Below are 17,980 nucleotides of genomic sequence, written 5' to 3' on the forward strand. Positions count from 1 at the left end.
CTCTTCTCCTCCCGCAGCACTTCAGGGCCGCCTGCTTAACGCACCCAAGAGCAACCCGCATTCGTTCAGACGCCAGCCCGAGGTTTCGCGGCCATTTCAAGGGCGTGTTGTGATCGCCGCCCCTCGGACAAGAGCGCGATTTTCGATGAAGGTCTATAGCAAATCAGGCGCAGGCAACACCCTCTGCCTAGGCAGACGCCTCAGTGACCGAGGTCAAGCTTGAGCTGCTCGCCGCCGCGCGTCTTGACGAGATATCGGTTCGGCGGTCTCATCAACTGGATCCGCTCGAGGAGCTTTTCACGGCGTTCCAGATCGCGCTCGCGCGCCGAGCGGGATGCAGCAACAAAAGCCAAGGCATTCTGTATAACGAGTTCTGCGTGCGTCATGAGCATCTCCGTTACATTTGTTCCCTTTATGTTCTCATTTCTGAGGAAAGTCAACCTGGCGAGGGAGCACGGCGATTTCCAGCGTCTTTTCACGGACCACGGCTGAAGTGAGCCTGATGCTTCACTCGCGAGCGATTGCCGATGGACGATATCATCCGGGCGCTCGCTCAAGGCCCGGTTCCCGAAAAGCATCGGCCATTATCGTCGAGAGGCCGAGGCGAAGAGGGCGGGATCGCTTCCAGCGATCCCGCCCTCTTTCCCGGCCCACGGATGCGGTTTGGCAACGGTGTTCGGCGGCGCCTAGCTGTTGATCGTAATGCGCTTGGCGGTCGATTGCGCCGTTTCGGAGCGTGGCAGGGTGATCGTCAAGACGCCGTTTTTGAACGAAGCGTCGACCTTGTCTTCCTGCACCTCGTTATTGAGCGATAGGCGGCGTTCGAAGCGGCCATAGAACCGCTCGGAGAATTGCCGGTCCTTATCCTCGCTGTCGGCCCGCTTTTCACCGCGGATCGTCAGGATGCCATTGTCGATCAGAAGTTCGATATCCTTCTCGTCCATTCCTGGGATTTCGGCGACGATACGGATGTCCTTGTCGGTCTCCGAGACTTCGATCTTCGGCCAGGCCGTTTCGAACATGAAACCGGACCCGACAGTCGGAAAATGGCCTTCGACGCCGCGGAAGACATCATCGAACAACCTGTTCATCTCGCGATGAAGCGCAAGGAACGGATGCTGGTCTCTGCCTCCATAGCCTGTCGGGACCGGACTGTTGCTGCGGCCCCAGGGAATGAGATCACGAACGCTCATCTAAGCCTCCATGTTTTCAACGCGCCAGATCATCCGGCGCTCTCGCCTTTGCCCAAATGGGCATCAGGCGACTGCATGAGTCACTCTTCCAAACACTTGACACTGCGCAGAACTGCCTGCGTCGCATCACAGGTTAAACGCTGATGGCGAAGCTTCCGTTCCGGCGCGTTAGCACTCTCCTGACAAGAGTGCTAATTTTTTGCAGTCGCCCTCTTGAAATTCGAAAAAATCGGTAGCAGATTTTTTCCGCCGAGCGGTCAGGAAGGCTCGGCAGACGCCCGGATTGGTCAACTGGTCCGGGAGCGTGATAAGTGATCATCATCGTTTGTCCATGGAGGAAGACATGACGTTCCGACCGCTTCATGATCGCATTCTCGTCCGCCGTGTTGAGTCCGAAGAAAGGACCAAAGGCGGCATCATCATTCCCGACACCGCCAAGGAAAAGCCGCAGGAAGGCGAAGTCATCGCCGTCGGCCCCGGCGCGCGCAATGACGCCGGCCAGATCCAGCCGCTCGACGTCAAGGCGGGCGACCGTATCCTGTTCGGCAAATGGTCCGGAACCGAGATCAAGATTAACGGCGAAGATCTGCTGATCATGAAGGAAAGCGACGTAATGGGCATCATCGAGGTTCCGGCGGCCGGCAAGAAGGCCGCTTGAGGCGCCCTTCAGCTAACGCCAGCCGGCTACCAATGGAGGAGTAAAAACATGGCTGCCAAAGAAGTCAAATTCCACACCGACGCGCGTGACCGCATGCTGCGCGGGGTCGACGTGCTTGCCAACGCGGTCAAGGTGACGCTCGGTCCGAAGGGCCGTAACGTCGTGATCGACAAGTCCTTCGGCGCGCCGCGCATCACCAAGGACGGTGTTTCGGTCGCCAAGGAAATCGAACTTGAGGACAAGTTCGAAAACATGGGCGCGCAGATGCTGCGCGAAGTCGCGTCGAAGACCAGCGACGTTGCCGGCGACGGCACGACGACGGCGACCGTTCTTGCCCAGGCGATCGTTCGCGAAGGCGCCAAGGCCGTTGCTGCCGGCATGAACCCGATGGACCTGAAGCGTGGTATCGATCTTGCTGTCGATGCCGTCGTCAAGGAACTGAAGAACAACGCCCGCAAGATCTCCAATAATGCCGAGATCGCCCAGGTCGGCTCGATCTCCGCCAACGGGGATGCCGAAATCGGCAGTTTCCTTGCTGAAGCCATGCAGAAGGTCGGCAATGAAGGCGTCATCACCGTCGAAGAAGCCAAGACCGCCGAAACCGAACTCGAAGTCGTCGAAGGCATGCAGTTTGACCGCGGCTACCTGTCACCGTACTTCGTGACCAATCAGGACAAGATGCGGGTCGAGCTCGAGGATCCCTATGTTCTCATCCACGAGAAGAAGCTCTCGAACCTGCAGTCGATGCTTCCGGTTCTCGAAGCCGTCGTGCAATCGGGCAAGCCGCTGCTGATCATCGCTGAAGACGTCGAAGGCGAAGCGCTTGCAACGCTCGTCGTCAACAAGCTGCGCGGCGGGCTGAAGATTGCTGCCGTCAAGGCTCCGGGCTTCGGCGACCGCCGCAAGGCCATGCTCGAGGACATTGCGATCCTGACCGGTGGTACGGTCATCTCCGAAGACCTCGGCATCAAGCTCGAGTCCGTCACCCTCGACATGCTCGGCCGCACAAAGAAAATCGCGATCGACAAGGAAAACACCACGATCATCGACGGCGCCGGCGCCAAGTCCGACATCGAAGGCCGCGTTGTCCAGATTAAGGCGCAGATCGAAGAAACCACCTCCGACTACGATCGCGAGAAGCTGCAGGAACGCCTTGCCAAGCTCGCAGGCGGCGTTGCCGTCATCCGCGTCGGCGGCTCGACGGAAGTCGAAGTGAAGGAAAAGAAGGACCGTGTCGACGATGCACTACATGCGACCCGCGCGGCAGTCGAGGAAGGCATCCTGCCAGGCGGCGGTGTAGCGCTGCTGCGCGCCGTCAAGGCGCTCGACAACCTCACCACTGCCAATTCTGACCAGCGTGTCGGCATCGAAATCGTCCGGCGCGCAATCGAATCTCCGGTGCGCCAGATCGCCGAGAATGCCGGGGCGGAAGGTTCGATCGTCGTCGGCAAGCTGCGCGAAAAAGCCGAATTCTCCTACGGCTGGAATGCTCAGACCAATGAATATGGCGATCTCTATCAGATGGGCGTGATCGACCCGGCCAAGGTCGTGCGCACAGCGCTTCAAGATGCTGCCTCCGTTGCCGGCCTGCTGGTGACGACGGAAGCAATGGTGGCGGAAAAGCCAAAAAAGGAAGCCGCTGCCCCTGCTATGCCCCCCGGAGCCGGCATGGACTTCTAGGTTGACATACGGCCCGCCTGGCGACGGGCGGGCCGTACCGAATGGAGGTCAAGATGGTTCAGACGATCATCAACAGATCGGACGTGCCGCTCGATGCCCGTGACCTTGAGATGTGCCAATGCGTATTCGACGAGATTCGATCGGAAGCCAACGTGGCCAAGGATTGCGAAGAAGCGGAGCGGATTGCTGCCATAACGATCGAACTCTATCGCCAGGGCGTGCGCAGCCCAGACCATCTGAAGGTCATGGTAGAGGCGGCTCGCGGTCTTATCGCACCGCGCGAACAGTAGAGTGAATGGATGGCCAAGACTGGTCATGCCCGTTTGAAACCCGCAAACGGGCAGGCAGTGAGATGGGAAGACAAAAGCTCAATAGCAGGAGCAGACGGTCTGCCGGCGAGGCGCTGGCGACATCCTTTGCGGCCCTGCATGTCCGCCGCTTGCCGATGATCTGAATTTTTCGCCCCTTTTTTGAGGAGGCTCCATGAATCTGTGCTAAGTCGCGGTAAAGAACGCCACCATAGGACTTATCGCAGCCATGATTGAACTTACGCCATCGCAGGTCGCAGCACTGAAACTCGCAAGAGACGGCGATCTTTATCCTCAGCCGATGAAGAAGTGGACGCACCAAAACGCCACGGTGACGTACGCGAAAACCGACCGTTGGAAAGAACGTCCGCAGAAAGTGAAATCTGTAACCAGCAAGGCACTGGACGAATTGAAAGCGTCAGGGTTTCTGGAACGGCGCCATCTCGACCATGATGCTTCAAAGGACGTCTACGGGATCACAATGGCTGGCAAGATGTGGCTGCTGAAGAATAAGTAGGGACCCAGATCCTCATCAGACTTTTGATCCTGACCAGTCTGCCGTTCAACGCCTAAACGATCGTTTTCCAGGAGCTGAGAAAACGTTTTCGCAATTGACATTGTTGTTGCGAAAAGGTTTTCTCTTGCATGGTCACGGGTGAGAGAATGAGACTTTGGACCATACTGGAAGAAAGCAGACCCGCACTACGATCCACGATCTAGCCGCTGCGGCCGGGGTCAGTATCTCGACGGCCTCGAAGGCGCTGAACGATACGGGCCGCATGGGCGAGGAGACACGCGAGCGGGTCAAGCGCATTGCGCGGGAAATCGGCTTCAGGCCGAACGCGCTGGCGCGTGGCCTCTTGAGCAAACGCAGCTTCACTATCGGGCTTTTGACCAACGATACCTATGGACGCTTCACACTTCCGGTGATGGCAGGCATTTCGGAAGCGCTTGTCGATCACGGAGTTTCGGTTTTCCTTTGTGCGATCGAGGATGATCCGGCCCTTGGGCAGATTCATGTGGATGCGATGCTGGACAAGCAGGTCGATGGCATCATCGCATCGGGAAAACGGGTCGATCGGCAGCTTCCGGTCGATTTGTCGAGCCTTCCTGTACCCGTTGTCTATGCCTTTACCGAAGGTATGCCGGGCAGCGTAAGCTTCCGCTCGGACGACGCACAGGGCGCAAGGCTCGCCGTGGAATTGCTCATCGGGCTCGGGCGTTTGCGCATCGCCCATATTACTGGTCCTGAAAGCTTCTTTTCGGTGCGCGAACGCGCTTTTGCTTATCGCGAACTGGCAGGTGACGGTGAACCGGTTCTTTACGGCGTGTGGGCAGAGGCCTGGGGTCACGAAGCGGTCGACCAGATATGGAGCCGCGCCGGAGAAAAACCCGATGGCATCTTCTGCGGCAACGATCAGATTGCCCGCGGCGTCGTCGACGCGCTGCGCGAACGGGGCGTCAAGGTACCGGAGGACGTTTCCGTGGTCGGCTTTGACAATTGGGAGATCGTCGCCGCACAGACCCGGCCGCCGCTGACGACGATCGACATGGAATTGAAGGAGCTCGGGCGTCAGGCAGGATTGACCGTGCTTGCCCTCGCCGAAGGCCGGCCCGTCGAGCCCGGCGTGCGGAAATTGCCGTGCCGTTTGATCGTGCGGCAGTCATGCGGGAGTGATGCCCGCGAAGAATGAGAAGCGGCGCGAGGAGACGCGCCATATTGGGAGGAATGTCATGATCAAGCGCCTAATAGCAGCGACCAGCATCGCTACCCTATGCCTGGTTTCCGGAGTATCGGCCGCCGAAAAAGTTGAAATGTGGGTCCGCTCGGGGATCGGCGACGCCTTCAACAAGGTGGTCGAAGCCTACAACGCCAACCACGAAAACCAGGTCGTCGCAACCGAGGTGCCATTTTCCGAACTGGTGCAGAAATATGCGACCGCCATTGCCGGCGGACAGGCCCCCGACGCCCTTTCGATGGATCTTATCTATAACCCGGCCTTTGCTGCGGCCGGCCAGTTGGAGGACCTGACGGACTGGGCAAAGTCTCTGCCCTATTTCAATTCGCTGTCGCCGTCACACGTTCGCCTTGGAACCTATCAGGACCGCATCTACGGCCTGCCTCTCTCCGTCGAGACATCGGTCTTCGCCTGGAACAAGGATCTCTACAAGAAGGCCGGTCTCGACCCGGAAAAGGCACCGGCAACGTGGGACGAGATCACCGCCAATGCGGAAAAGATCCGCGGGCTCGGCGACGACACCTACGGCTTTTATTTCTCCGGGGGCGGCTGTGGTGGCTGCATGATATTCACCTTCACGCCGCTCGTGTGGGGTGCCGGCGCAGATATCCTGTCGGCCGACAGCAAGACAGCAACGCTCGATACCCCGCAGATGCGCAAGGCCGTCGATATCTATCGCAACATGGTCAAGAAGGACCTCGTGCCGGCGGGAGCCGCAAGCGACAACGGCGCGAACTTCCTCACCTTCACCAATGGCAAAATCGGTCAGCAGAGCCTCGGCGCTTTTGCCATCGGCACGCTTGTGACCGAACATCCGGACATCAACTTCGGGGTCACACTCATTCCCGGCGTCGACGGAAAGCCCTCCTCCTTCGCCGGTGGCGATAATTTCGTCATCACCAAGGGCACGAAGAAGATCGACGCAGTGAAGGAATTCCTCGAATACGTCTACTCAGTCGATGGCCAGAAGGTCATGGCGAAATACGGCAGCCTGCCAACGCGCGGCGATATCGCCGAGAAAGTACTGGAAGGGCTCGATCCGCGCATGCAGGTCGGCCTCAAGGCCATTGGTGTTGCCAAGACACCCTATACGCTGCAGTTCAACGATCTGATCAACAGCGCCAACGGCCCTTGGGCCAGCTTCACCAATGCCGCGATCTTCGGCGACGATGTCGACGGCGCTTTTTCAAGCGCCCAGTCGGAAATGCAATCGATCATAGACAGCGGCCAATAATCCTCTCCCGGCCGCCGGCCGGGAAGAGTGGCAGCTTCCCGGCCAACCCCAACGACAGATACGGAGCGTTCTCGATGACAGGTTCAGGCTTACGGCGCCAATCTTGCGCGCGCAGGCGTCGGAGATCGCAATGGCGCGGCCTTGCCTATATCGCGCCGGCCATGGCGCTCGTTATCGTCTTCTTCATCATGCCGGTGCTTTTCACCGGATGGATGAGCCTTCACAACTGGCCGCTGATGGGCGCATCGCGCTGGATCGGATTCAACAACTATTTTCGCATGTATAACGACAGCCGCTTCATAACAGCGCTGAATTTTACGGCCTATTATACCGTGATCGTCACGATCGCGATCTTTTCGGTCGCCTTTCCGCTCGCGATCTTCGTCGAGAAAGAGCGGCAGTTTGTCAGCGCCTACCGCACGGTCATCTTCCTGCCCGTGGTCGTCGGTCTTGCGACGGCCTCGCTGCTTTGGGTTTGGCTCGCCAATGTCGACAGCGGTTTCATCGGTCCCGCCTTGAAAAGCCTCGGCCTCGTGGCAAAGAGCCCCAACCTGCTCGCGACTTTCGACACGGCGTTTCTGACGATTGTCGTGATGGTGGTCTGGAAGATTGCAGGCTTCACCATGATCATCCTCTTGACCGGACTTCAAGCTATTCCCGCCGAACTCACCGAGGCGGCCCGCATCGATGGCGCCGGGCGTTGGCAACGCTTCGTGCACCTGACACTGCCGCTGATGCGCAAGACGATCGCACTGGCGCTGATCGTCTCCGTCACCGGGTCGATCCTCGCCTTTGACCAGTTCTACATCATGACGGCCGGCGGACCGCAGAACAAGATGATCTCGGTCGTCTACTACATCTTCAATCAGTCCTTCGTGTCCTTCAATCTCGGCTATGGCGCAGCGCTCTCGATCGTGCTTCTCGCGATCCTGGTGGCGATCAGCATCGTGCAGCTCTGGCTGCTCCGTGTCGGAGAGGACCACCCATGATTTCGGCGAAGGAACAACGCGCACGAAGGCGCTTGCGCTCGAAGTCGGCCTATCACTTGACCGGCATCGCCATCGCGATCTTCTTTCTGGCGCCTTTCGCCGTCACGCTGCTTGCCTCGTTCCGACACGGAACCGAAGCGAGCCTGCCGCCCCTGCCGCCATGGCCGACCGCGGGAATAAGTTTCGATTCCTACAGATTGCTGGATACCTTCGGCGCCGGCATCTGGCGGCATATGATCAATTCGCTGCTCGTTTCCCTTGCGACCGTGGTGCTCACGGTTGCAGTCAGCCTGCTTGCGGGCTACGGATTTTCGCGTTACCGCTTTCCTCTGAAGAACGTGCTCTTCGTGCTGATCATCACGACACTGATGATCCCGTTCCAGTCGATCCTGACGCCGCTTTTCATCATCCTTGCAAAGCTCGGGCTCAACAATTCGCTTCTTGGGCTGACGCTGGTCTATGTGACGCTTCAGCTACCCTTTTCCGTCTTCATGATGCGAAATGCTTTCGACGCCGTGCCGAAGGAGATCGAGGAGGCTGCGCGCATCGACGGCGCCCGTGATTTAAAACTCCTCGCGCGCGTGCTGTTGCCCCTCGTCCTGCCGGGTGTCGCAACCGTCGCGATCTTTGCGTTCCTGAATGCCTGGAATGAGTTCCTGGCGGCACTTGTGCTGCTCTCCAGCAACGAGAAATACACCCTGCCGGTCCTCATGACGGCGGTGCGCGCCGGCCGCCTTGGCGCCATCAACTGGGGTGCTGTGCAGGCCGGTGTCGTCGTCATGACGATCCCCTGCCTCATCGTCTTCCTGCTTTTGCAACGCTACTACTTGCGCGGGTTGATGGCCGGCGCGGTAAAATGAACCCAGCTACAACGGATGAAGCCATGAACAAGCCAAAACGAGACCGCCAGTTCCGCCCCCTGCCCGTTCCAAGCGTCGAGCTTTACGGGGTCTTCGGGGACCGTCAGGATGCGATCTGCGAGTCCACGGCCGAGACACTTCTCGACCGCTGCGTGGAGGCGGGGATGCTGCGCGCGATCGATACCAGCCATCCGAGCCCCGGTGTCGTCATTCCAATTCAGCCCTGGGGCGGTACGACGCAGATGTTCTGGGACAGCGACCTTGGAAAGTCGATCGAGACGGTTGCCTATTCGCTCTACCGCCGCCCCAATGCCCAACTTGAGGCGCGCGTCGACGAAATCATCGACATGTACGAGAAGCTGCAGGACGGGGACGGTTACCTGAATGCCTGGTTCCAACGTGTTCAGCCCGGTCGCCGCTGGACCAATCTGCGCGATCACCACGAGCTATACTGCGCCGGACATCTGATCGAGGGCGCCGTTGCCTATTATCAGGCGACGGGCAAGCGAAGGCTGCTCGACATCATGTGCCGGTATGCCGATTATATGATCAAGGTCTTCGGCCATGGCGAGGGCCAGATACCGGGCTATTGTGGCCATGAGGAGATCGAACTTGCGCTCGTGAAACTCGCGCGAGTGACAGGCGAGAAGAAGTATCTGGATCTCGCCAAGTATTTCATAGACGAGCGTGGCACAGAGCCGCATTTCTTCACAGAAGAGGCGATCCGCGATGGGCGCGATCCGGCAAATTTCATCCAGAAGACCTACGAATACAATCAGGCGCATCAACCAGTGCGCGCACAGAAGAAGGTGGTCGGCCATGCGGTGCGTGCGATGTATCTTTATTCCGGCATGGCCGATATCGCCACGGAATATAACGACGATACGCTGACTGCAGCGCTCGAAATACTCTGGGACGACCTTACTACCAAGCAGATGTATATTACAGGCGGCATCGGCCCGGCCGCGGCAAATGAGGGCTTCACCGACTACTACGACTTGCCGAACGAAAGCGCCTATGCGGAAACCTGCGCTTCGGTCGGCCTCGTCTTCTGGGCAAGCCGCATGCTCGGCCGCGGCCCGAACCGCCGCTATGCCGACATCATGGAACAGGCGCTTTACAATGGCGCAATGGCCGGTATTTCGCTCGACGGCCGCACGTTCTTCTATGAAAATCCACTTGAAAGTGCCGGCAAGCACCATCGCTGGATCTGGCATCATTGCCCGTGCTGCCCGCCGAATATTGCCCGCCTGCTTTCCTCCATCGGGTCGTATATGTATGCCGTTGCCGACAACGAGATCGCCGTCCATCTCTACGGAGAAAGCAAGGCGCATTTTGAAATCGGCGGCTCCAAGATCACGCTCGCGCAGGAGACGCGCTATCCTTGGGATGGCGCCATATGTTTCGACATTGTAACGGAAAGGTCGGCGCGTTTCGCATTGTCGCTTCGTATCCCCGAATGGGCAAACGGCGTGGCGATCAAGGTGAATGGCGAGGCGCTTGATCTTTCATCCGTGATGCTCGACGGCTATGCCCGCATCGAGCGGGAATGGAAAAACGGCGATCACGTCGATCTCGACATTCCTCTTGCGGCGCGCTCGCTCTTTGCCAATCCGCTCGTGCGCCAGGATGCCGGCCGCACCGCTTTGATGCGAGGACCTCTGGTCTACTGCGTGGAGGCAACCGACAACGGCTCCGGCTTGAATGGAATCCGGCTCAATGGCGACGTTTCGAAAGCGACGACTTCCGAAGTCGCCGAGCTTCGTGGTGCCGTTGCTCTGGATGTGCCCGCAAGGCGCGATGAGGCCGATTGGGGCAGCGCCCTTTACAGGGCGTCGCCGCCACATGCACGCGAAACGACTGCGCGCTTCGTGCCCTATCCGTTCTGGGACAATCGAGCGCCAGGTGAGATGCTTGTCTGGGTAAGAGCAGGTGAAGAACGCGGTGAGTAAACTGGCTGACACTGGCGTCGTGCTGGCGGGCGTGCGCAAGAGTTTCGCCAGCCTCGATGTCATTCATGGCATCGACCTTGAAATTGCCGAAGGCTCCTTCGTTGTCTTCGTGGGACCCTCGGGCTGCGGAAAGTCGACGCTGCTTCGCATGATTGCCGGATTGGAAGAGGTCACCGACGGCGAGATCGAGATCAAGGGACGCAACGTCACCGATCTCGATCCCTCCGAGCGCGGCATTGCCATGGTGTTTCAGTCCTATGCGCTTTACCCGCACATGAGCGTACGCGAAAACCTCGCCTTCGCACTGAAGATGGCGAAAACGTCGGCAGCAGAGATCGAAGCACGTGTGAAGGCCACGTCCTCGATCTTGAAGATCGAGCACCTGCTCGACCGCAGGCCTGGACAACTCTCCGGCGGTCAGCGCCAGCGCGTAGCGATCGGGCGGGCAATCGTGCGCAAGCCGGACGTGTTTTTATTCGACGAGCCGCTATCCAATCTCGATGCCGAATTGCGGGTCTCGATGCGCATCGAGATTGCTCGGCTGCATCGCGAACTCGGCAACACGATGATCTATGTGACGCATGACCAGACCGAGGCGATGACGCTTGCCGACAAGATCGTCGTTCTGCGCGATGGGCGTATCGAACAAGAAGGAACGCCGCGTGAAGTCTATGAGAACCCGGCCAATGTCTTCGTAGCGGGCTTCATCGGCTCACCGCGGATGAATTTACTGCAAGCGACATGGTCGGGCGACGGCACAATCAGCATCGCCGGGACCGTCATTCCGGCGCCGATTGCACCTGGCAAGCTTTCAGCCGGCGACAGGCTTACATTCGGCATTCGCCCGGAGCACTTCATTGTCGCTGAAGCTGCGGCGCAGACGCTTAGAGCGCGCGTTGATTTCTTTGAGTACCTGGGCGGAACCCAGTACCTCTACTGCCAGCTCGATGATGGGCAGACCGTTACCGCTGAACACAGGTCTTCGCTCACAATCGAGGCCGGCTGCACCGTCCATCTTGCAAGCGAGATGGCCAAGCGCCGCTTCTTCGATGCAGATGGGACGCGGCTTGCGGATTAAAAATCTTCTCTCGATCGAGACCGAAACCCGGCTCCGTGTGCATTTGCTCGATCTCGGAACAAAATTGCACACGGGGCAAGATTGATCCGCCGCACTTCCCCATTCGACCTTCACCAAGGCGCTGAAGTCCGTCAGCCTCACGCTTGATGACGTCGGCTCGCTCAACCTTTCTTTTGATGCTCGGTGTAGTCCTGGTACGCGGCGATGTCGGTGAAGTCGCCGAAAGCGGCGACATCGCGGGCGGCTACGGCACCCTCAACCAAATGGCTCACCGTCCACGGTGGCGGGCCATTCTTCAAACGTGGATACTCGATCAGTGACACACAATCGGCAATCTTCGTGCCCGATATCGTTCCGGCACCATCAGGCGTCAGCCGCAGGTGTCGGCTCGCCAAGCGAGAGCATCAGTCGGTTGGCCCAGTTGAAGAAAGCGGCACCATGGATGGCGTCGGCAATTTCCAGATCGTTCAGACCTTCGGACCGCAGCCGGGCAATCTCTTCTTCATTGAAGGCGGATGGAGTCGCCGTCAAAGCGACCGAAGCCTCGACGATTGCATTCCATCTGAGGCTGCCGAGGTCGGTATCTGTCCCTTCGTCGAGCAGGCGCTGAACATCGCTGGTGCGCTTGGAATAATGAGAGGCAAAACGGGAATGGACCGAGGCGCAGAAAATGCAGCCGTTCACCCGCGACGCGGCCGTCGCAGACAGCTCCCTATCGGCGCGTGGCAGACCCGCCGCCGTATTGTAGAAGATGTCCTTGTCGGTCTTCGTGCGAGCCTCCAGGATCTCCGGATCGCGTACAAGCAGCATGAAGTAGGCCGACTTGGCGCGCGACGGATCAACGAGCCCGGCCCAATGCCGATCTGTCAGTTCTTCTTCTACGAGCGGCGCCAGCCAGGGTGTCCAGCCAATCTCGGCCTGTGTGAAGACGCTCGGGCGGTACTCGAGCTCAGGATGGATTGCAATCTCGGTCATGTAATCGTCTCCTTATTCGGCTGCTGCCGAAGCAAGTGTCCCCTCGCCCGCCCTGGATAGCGCCGCAAGCCCCGTGATCACGCGAATCTGGAATGCAAGGAAGGAAACGATCTGCGAAAGCGTCACGATCGCCGTCGTGCTCCAACCGGCATCCAGCAATTTTTGCAAGGCAGCCGGAGAAGCCTCTCGCGGCCGGAAGACCAGCAGATGGCCGTGTTCAAGCGCCGCCGAAAGCTTAACTCCGAGAGCGACGCGTCCAAAATCGGATACCTCAAAGACCAGGCCCGACGTGTCTCCAACCGATAGGGGTCCCGCCGGATACTTGCCGTAGGGGCCATGCGTACGCCCCTTCTCGACCTCGGCTTTGACGGCTGCGGCAAGAGAAGCGCCGCCCGCCGTCTCGACGATCCCGGCCGTGTAGAATTCTGCTACCGCGCTTGCATCGTGCAATCCCGCAACGAAGGCCGCAACGGCAAACCTCTCCACCCGCAAGATGTCTCCTTCCTGTACTGGCTCGAAAAGTGCCAGATAGCTCTTTTGCGCATTTGCGCGTGTTTCAGGCCGTTCCGCACGAATGCGATCGACGAAGGATCCGGCGCGGATGCCGGCTAAGAGATCGATAACGTCTGGTGTCGAAGAGGCCATGGTCGTTAACCTTTCTTGGGTAGCCGAAAATATCAGGCGTTGGCTGCAAGGCGCCGCTCCTGATGAAGCGGAGCCTGGCCCGTCCAGCCAAGCGCCGGCGCCACCATGGTTGCCGTCAATTCCAACGAGCGCAGGATATGCTCTTGCGGCGGATCAACCGAATGCACCTGGAAGACGAGATCGGTCACTCTTAACAGCGCAGTATCGGCCTTCAGCGACGCAATCACGTCGTCCGGCGTCCCGACATGCACATCGAATGCCTTGATGAGGTTTTCGGTTGTCGTGCCTGCAATCTTATGACCGCTTGCGACAAAACGCTCGACGCTACGCTTGAGCCCGAGTTCGGCAAAATGCAGCGCCTCCTTCCGGTCATCGGCGACAAAGAGGCTGCGGGAACCAAGAATGCGCGGCGCGCGGCGATCGGGCAGCGCTCCGAGATAGGTATCGATGATCGGATTTTGCAATTCCCAAAGCTCGGCAGACGGGGCTTCAAGCGGACGCGGCTGCGTCCGCGAAAGCATGAGACCATCACCATCACGACCAGCACGCTCACCGCCGTCGACGGAAAACGTCGCCTGCCACACATGATCAAGCAAGTGCGGCGCATCTGGATAGAGGCGGTTGCCGCCTTCCAGCTCGCGGCCGGCCCAGGCATCGCGCACCATCGCAAGGCTTCTGGCATAGACCTGGCCGCGATCGGCACTTTGCAGGCCGAACGGCAGGAAGGCTAAAGGCGTGCCGCCCGTGCCGAATCCGATTTCAAGCCGGCCATTCGAAATAATATCGAGAACCGCCGTGTCCTCCGCAACACGAATCGCATTCTCCATCGGAAGCGTGATCACGCCTGTTCCGAGCCGGATACGCGATGTTCGCGCCGCAAGTTCGGCAAGAAGGATAAGGGGTGAAGGAAGCCCCCCTTCTTCGCCATTGAAGTGATGTTGGGCAATCCAGGCGCTATCGAATCCGAGCTTTTCCGCATGGACGATCTGCTCGGCAACCAGCCGGTAGCGGGTTGCCGGATCGGCCTGGTCGAGTACCCGGCTGAAAAAGCCGAGACGCTTCGGCTGGACTGGATATCTCATGGGCTCGTTCCTGCACTGGTCAACGACGGCCGCCTCGGGATCGGCGGATATTTCTTGCCGGGAATGGCAGCGATCAACTCGCGCGTGTAGGCATGCTGCGGATCGCCGAAGACAGCCTCCACCGGCCCGCCGTCGACGAGCTTTCCTTCTTTCAGCACCGAGACTGTGTCGGCGATCTGGCGGACCACGGCGAGATCGTGGGAGACGAAAAGATAGGTGAGCCCGAGCTCGCGCTGCAGTTTGTCAAGCAATGCCAGGATCTGCGCCTGCACGGTAACGTCGAGCGCTGAGACCGCCTCGTCGAGAACGAGGATCTGCGGACCAAGGACCAGCGCACGAGCAATCGCAACGCGCTGACGCTGTCCGCCGGAAAGCGCATGGGGCCTGCGCGGCAGCATATCGAGCGTCAGCCCCACCCTTTCGAGCGTGCTTGCGACCCTTTCAACCCGTTCGGCGCGTGAGATCCGATCGAAGTTCAAAAGTGGCTCCTCGACGATCCGTGCAATGGTCTGGCGCGGATCGAGTGAGCTAAAGGGATTCTGATAGACGAGCTGGATCTTCTTGCGAAAGAGCCTCAGCGTTTCACCGCCCAGACCAGCGAGATCAAGACCATCGACGAAGACGTTCCCCGCCGTCGGCTTCTGGAAGGCCGCCACAGTACGGATTGTCGTTGTCTTGCCCGATCCCGATTCACCGACAAGCGCATGAGTCGTGCCGCGCCGGACCCGAAACGAGATGTCGTCGACGGCGCGAAAGTGGCTTTTCTGTCCGCCGAGGCCGAAATCCTGGATCAGATTTTCGACAACGATGATATCGTCCGGCTCTGCGGCCGGCGCTCCTGCAGCAGCCGGCACGCGCCTTCGACCGGCATTGAGAGACGGCGCGTTGGCAAAAAGCTGTCGCGTATATGCACTTTGCGGCGCCCTCAGGATATCGCCGGTACGGCCTTGTTCCTGAATGCGGCCATGATGCAGCACGACCAGTTTGTCGGCTCGGTCGGCGGCAACTCCAAGATCGTGGGTCACCAATAGAAGCGCTGTCCCATATTCGCGGCGCAGCGCGTCGATGAGGTCGAGAATGTGCTTCTGGACCGTCACATCGAGCGCGCTCGTCGGCTCGTCGGCAATAATCAGCGAGGGTCTCAGTGCAATGGCAATCGCAATCAGCACGCGCTGCTTCATGCCGCCGGACAGCTCGTGCGGATACTGCTGGGCACGCATCGTCGGCTGATAGAGGCCGACGCGCCCAAGCAGTTCGATTGCCTGAGCATAGGCAACCGGTCCGGAGGACTGGTCGTGGATTGCAAAGATCTCCGCCACCTGTTTGCCGATCGTCTTGACCGGATTGAGCGCGTTGCCAGGATCCTGCGGTATCAAGCTCACGATTGAACCGCGAATGCCATCGAGCCGCTTCTGGGGCCAGTCGGCAATCTCCTGCCGGTTCAGCCGGATACTGCCTTTCTCTAGGCGTCCGTTTTCCGGCAGAAGGCCGATGATTGCCTGCGCAGTCGAGCTCTTGCCCGAGCCTGACTCGCCGACAAGCGCCACGACCTCGCCCGGATCCACGCGAAAATCGATCCCGCGTACCGCAGTGCGTGTTCCGTTCCGATCGCTGTAGGAGACTGTCAGCCCCGACACCTCGAGGACTGCGGCGGGCTGGGTCGCGCCCTTCGGCCGATTGACAGGTTGGATCGTCATCTCTGCACCTTTCCGATTGCCTGGCTGATCCGGTTAACCGAGAGAACGACGAGCACCACAGCGATGCCGGGTGCAGCCGTCAGCCACCATGCGGTTGCGATATAATTGCGGCCTTCGGCAATCAGCAGGCCCCATTCCGGCGTCGGTGGTGGCGCGCCGTAGCCCAGAAAACCGAGGGTCGAAAGTTGCAGGATGGCCGAGCCCACCTGCAGCGCTGCAAATGCAATGACAGAAGTCAGCGAATTCGGCAGAACGTGGCGCCATAGCACTTTCAGGAACGTGGCGCCGCTGCCGAAGGCCGCCTCGACATATTCGCTGCGGCGCACCGTCACGACCTCCGAGCGTACGATACGGGCAAAGCTTGCAATCGACGTCACGCCGACGGCGATTGCAGCGTTTGTCGTGCCGAAGCCGAGAAGGATGATGATGCTGAGCGACAGCAATAGGGCCGGGATCGAGAGCAGCACGTCCATGAGACGCATGATGACCCCGTCAACCAAACCGCCTAAGGAACCCGCAAGAAGGCCAAGCGCCGTGCCGATGGCAATGCCGATGGCGACAGCCGCAAGCGCGCCGGAAAGCGTATGCACCGAACCATGAACGAGCCGCGCATAAAGATCGCGGCCGAGCGAATCCGTACCGAGCAGATGCGCTGCCCCAGGCGGTTTCAATTGCTGACCCGCCTGCCCCTGGATCGGGTCATACGCGGTAAAGAGCCCTGGAATGGCAGCCCATAAAAGGACAAGCGTCAGGATCACAACAGCGAGCACAAAGTCGGGCTGGACGCGAATCCCGTGCCTCTTTCCTTCGGCGGTCGGCAGCGCCTCATCGGCGACCGGTGCTTCCGCGAGCCAGGCGACCGGATCCGGACTTTCGATACTGAGGTGCCGTTCTGCACTGTCGAACTGGGTCATCGAGCGGTCCCCAATTTGGTTTTCAGTCGCGGATCGAGCACGGGATAGAGCAGATCGATCGCAAGGTTTATGGCGACGAAGGTGGCTGCAGATATGACGACGATCGCCTGCAAAACCGCTACATCCTGGAAGGACACTGCCTGTTCGGCGAGGCCGCCGATTCCGTTGAGACCAAAGACGGCTTCGGTCACGACGGCGCCGGCCAGCAGTTCGCCGAAGAGCACACCAGCCACCGTCAGTACTGGCAGCAGTGCGTTCCTTGCGACATGGCGCCACAACACCCAGTAATGCGATGCGCCCTTGGCGCGCGCAACAGCCACGAATGGACGCGTAAGAACCTCATCGATGTTCCGAAGCAGGATTTGCGCCATCGGTGCAGAAATCGGAACGGCAACGGTCAGGACGGGAAGGATCAGTCCCTCCCATGGCCCGGGATTGATCACCGGCACGAGTTTCAGCCGGAACGAGAATATCTGGATCAGCATGATGCCGAGCCAGAAGGTGGGCACGGAGACGAACAGCGAAGGGATAGAATGAAAGAACGAACGAAGCCGGCCGAGGCCCGGAATGTTGCAAAGGACCGCAAGAATGACGGCGAGGATTAAAGCGGTGGCAAAGCCGAGCCCTGCAAGCCGGATGGTCGAGGGCAGGTTGGCGGCAAGCTGCGCGTTGACGGCGACACCGCGCTGCAGCGAATAGCCGAAATTGCCGGTCAGAAAATTGCCGATTGTTTGGAGATATTGCGACGCAAGAGACCCGTCTGCTGCGTAGGCTGCACGAATATCGGCCAGCTGTTCCGGGCTGAGGCCGTATTCCGGGTTCTGGAATTTGATCAGCACCGCGTCGCCGGGCATCGCCTGCAGCAGCACGAAGGAAATCGTGAAGGCGGCCCAGAGCACCAGAAGCGCCTGCCCTATGCGTGAAAGAACATATCTTGCCATGGCAAACTCCGTCTCAGCGAACCAGCCCGGATCTT

At 59.5% G+C, this 17,980-nt stretch carries 19 protein-coding genes; 10 read left to right on the forward strand and 9 right to left on the reverse strand.

Going from position 1 to position 17,980, the window contains the following annotated elements:
- Positions 1–200 precede the first annotated feature (200 nt).
- Complete coding sequence (locus BLP23_RS26820; RefSeq protein ID WP_092587856.1) at positions 201–386, reverse strand: hypothetical protein; 186 nt, start codon at positions 384–386, stop codon at positions 201–203.
- Between the two features lie 300 nt (positions 387–686).
- Positions 687–1,193, reverse strand: a complete 507-nt coding sequence (locus BLP23_RS26825; protein ID WP_092587781.1) for an Hsp20/alpha crystallin family protein — start codon at positions 1,191–1,193, stop codon at positions 687–689.
- A 343-nt stretch (positions 1,194–1,536) separates the two neighbouring features.
- On the opposite strand from BLP23_RS26825, the gene groES reads away from it, so the two are divergent.
- The 10 genes from groES (at position 1,537) to BLP23_RS26875 (ending at position 11,691) form a co-directional block, all read left to right on the forward strand.
- On the forward strand, positions 1,537–1,851 hold the full coding sequence (gene groES, locus BLP23_RS26830; RefSeq protein ID WP_092587782.1) for a co-chaperone GroES: 315 nt from the start codon (positions 1,537–1,539) through the stop codon (positions 1,849–1,851).
- A 48-nt stretch (positions 1,852–1,899) separates the two neighbouring features.
- Positions 1,900–3,531 carry a chaperonin GroEL gene (gene groL / locus BLP23_RS26835; protein WP_092587783.1) on the forward strand — a complete coding sequence of 544 codons (1,632 nt, stop codon included), beginning with the start codon at positions 1,900–1,902 and terminating at the stop codon, positions 3,529–3,531.
- A 53-nt stretch (positions 3,532–3,584) separates the two neighbouring features.
- Positions 3,585–3,821, forward strand: a complete 237-nt coding sequence (locus BLP23_RS26840; protein WP_092587857.1) for a hypothetical protein — start codon at positions 3,585–3,587, stop codon at positions 3,819–3,821.
- Positions 3,822–4,068: 247 nt separating this feature from the next.
- On the forward strand, positions 4,069–4,356 hold the full coding sequence (locus BLP23_RS26845; protein WP_022716313.1) for a hypothetical protein: 288 nt from the start codon (positions 4,069–4,071) through the stop codon (positions 4,354–4,356).
- A 154-nt stretch (positions 4,357–4,510) separates the two neighbouring features.
- A complete protein-coding gene (locus BLP23_RS26850) occupies positions 4,511–5,533 on the forward strand; it encodes a LacI family DNA-binding transcriptional regulator (protein WP_208603206.1) in 1,023 nt (340 codons plus the stop codon).
- 40 nt (positions 5,534–5,573) lie between these two features.
- A complete protein-coding gene (locus tag BLP23_RS26855; protein ID WP_092587784.1) occupies positions 5,574–6,812 on the forward strand; it encodes an ABC transporter substrate-binding protein in 1,239 nt (412 codons plus the stop codon).
- A gap of 74 nt (positions 6,813–6,886) precedes the next feature.
- Entirely contained in the window at positions 6,887–7,801 is a 915-nt protein-coding gene (locus tag BLP23_RS26860) for a carbohydrate ABC transporter permease (protein WP_092587785.1), read from the forward strand.
- Complete coding sequence (locus tag BLP23_RS26865; protein ID WP_092587786.1) at positions 7,798–8,661, forward strand: carbohydrate ABC transporter permease; 864 nt, start codon at positions 7,798–7,800, stop codon at positions 8,659–8,661. The genes BLP23_RS26860 and BLP23_RS26865 overlap by 4 nt, the downstream gene beginning before the upstream one ends.
- A gap of 23 nt (positions 8,662–8,684) precedes the next feature.
- The gene (locus tag BLP23_RS26870) at positions 8,685–10,613 is read left to right on the forward strand and encodes a glycoside hydrolase family 127 protein (RefSeq protein ID WP_092587787.1); all 1,929 of its coding nucleotides are present in this window, start codon (positions 8,685–8,687) and stop codon (positions 10,611–10,613) included.
- A 1-nt stretch (position 10,614) separates the two neighbouring features.
- On the forward strand, positions 10,615–11,691 hold the full coding sequence (locus BLP23_RS26875; protein WP_092587859.1) for an ABC transporter ATP-binding protein: 1,077 nt from the start codon (positions 10,615–10,617) through the stop codon (positions 11,689–11,691).
- A gap of 161 nt (positions 11,692–11,852) precedes the next feature.
- On the opposite strand, the gene BLP23_RS33365 is transcribed toward BLP23_RS26875, so the two are convergent.
- From BLP23_RS33365 to BLP23_RS26905, 7 genes are read right to left on the reverse strand one after another with little or no spacing between them, the layout of a single operon-like run.
- Positions 11,853–12,086 carry a hypothetical protein gene (locus BLP23_RS33365; protein ID WP_139187120.1) on the reverse strand — a complete coding sequence of 78 codons (234 nt, stop codon included), beginning with the start codon at positions 12,084–12,086 and terminating at the stop codon, positions 11,853–11,855.
- A complete protein-coding gene (locus tag BLP23_RS26880; protein ID WP_092587788.1) occupies positions 12,055–12,666 on the reverse strand; it encodes an alkylhydroperoxidase domain protein in 612 nt (203 codons plus the stop codon). The genes BLP23_RS33365 and BLP23_RS26880 overlap by 32 nt, the downstream gene beginning before the upstream one ends.
- Before the next feature lie 12 nt (positions 12,667–12,678).
- Entirely contained in the window at positions 12,679–13,311 is a 633-nt protein-coding gene (locus tag BLP23_RS26885; RefSeq protein WP_092587789.1) for a CMD domain protein, read from the reverse strand.
- Between the two features lie 32 nt (positions 13,312–13,343).
- Complete coding sequence (locus tag BLP23_RS26890; protein ID WP_092587790.1) at positions 13,344–14,393, reverse strand: putative FMN-dependent luciferase-like monooxygenase; 1,050 nt, start codon at positions 14,391–14,393, stop codon at positions 13,344–13,346.
- Positions 14,390–16,090 carry a dipeptide ABC transporter ATP-binding protein gene (locus tag BLP23_RS26895; RefSeq protein WP_092587791.1) on the reverse strand — a complete coding sequence of 567 codons (1,701 nt, stop codon included), beginning with the start codon at positions 16,088–16,090 and terminating at the stop codon, positions 14,390–14,392. Before BLP23_RS26895 ends, BLP23_RS26890 begins: the two co-directional genes overlap by 4 nt.
- Positions 16,087–17,004 (reverse strand): ABC transporter permease, encoded by a 918-nt coding sequence (locus BLP23_RS26900; protein WP_092587792.1) that lies wholly within the window; start codon positions 17,002–17,004, stop codon positions 16,087–16,089. Before BLP23_RS26900 ends, BLP23_RS26895 begins: the two co-directional genes overlap by 4 nt.
- Complete coding sequence (locus tag BLP23_RS26905; protein ID WP_092587793.1) at positions 17,001–17,945, reverse strand: ABC transporter permease; 945 nt, start codon at positions 17,943–17,945, stop codon at positions 17,001–17,003. Before BLP23_RS26905 ends, BLP23_RS26900 begins: the two co-directional genes overlap by 4 nt.
- Positions 17,946–17,980 lie beyond the last annotated feature (35 nt).

It is taken from the genome of Rhizobium mongolense subsp. loessense (assembly GCF_900099775.1).
GTDB classification, from domain to species: domain Bacteria; phylum Pseudomonadota; class Alphaproteobacteria; order Rhizobiales; family Rhizobiaceae; genus Rhizobium; species Rhizobium loessense.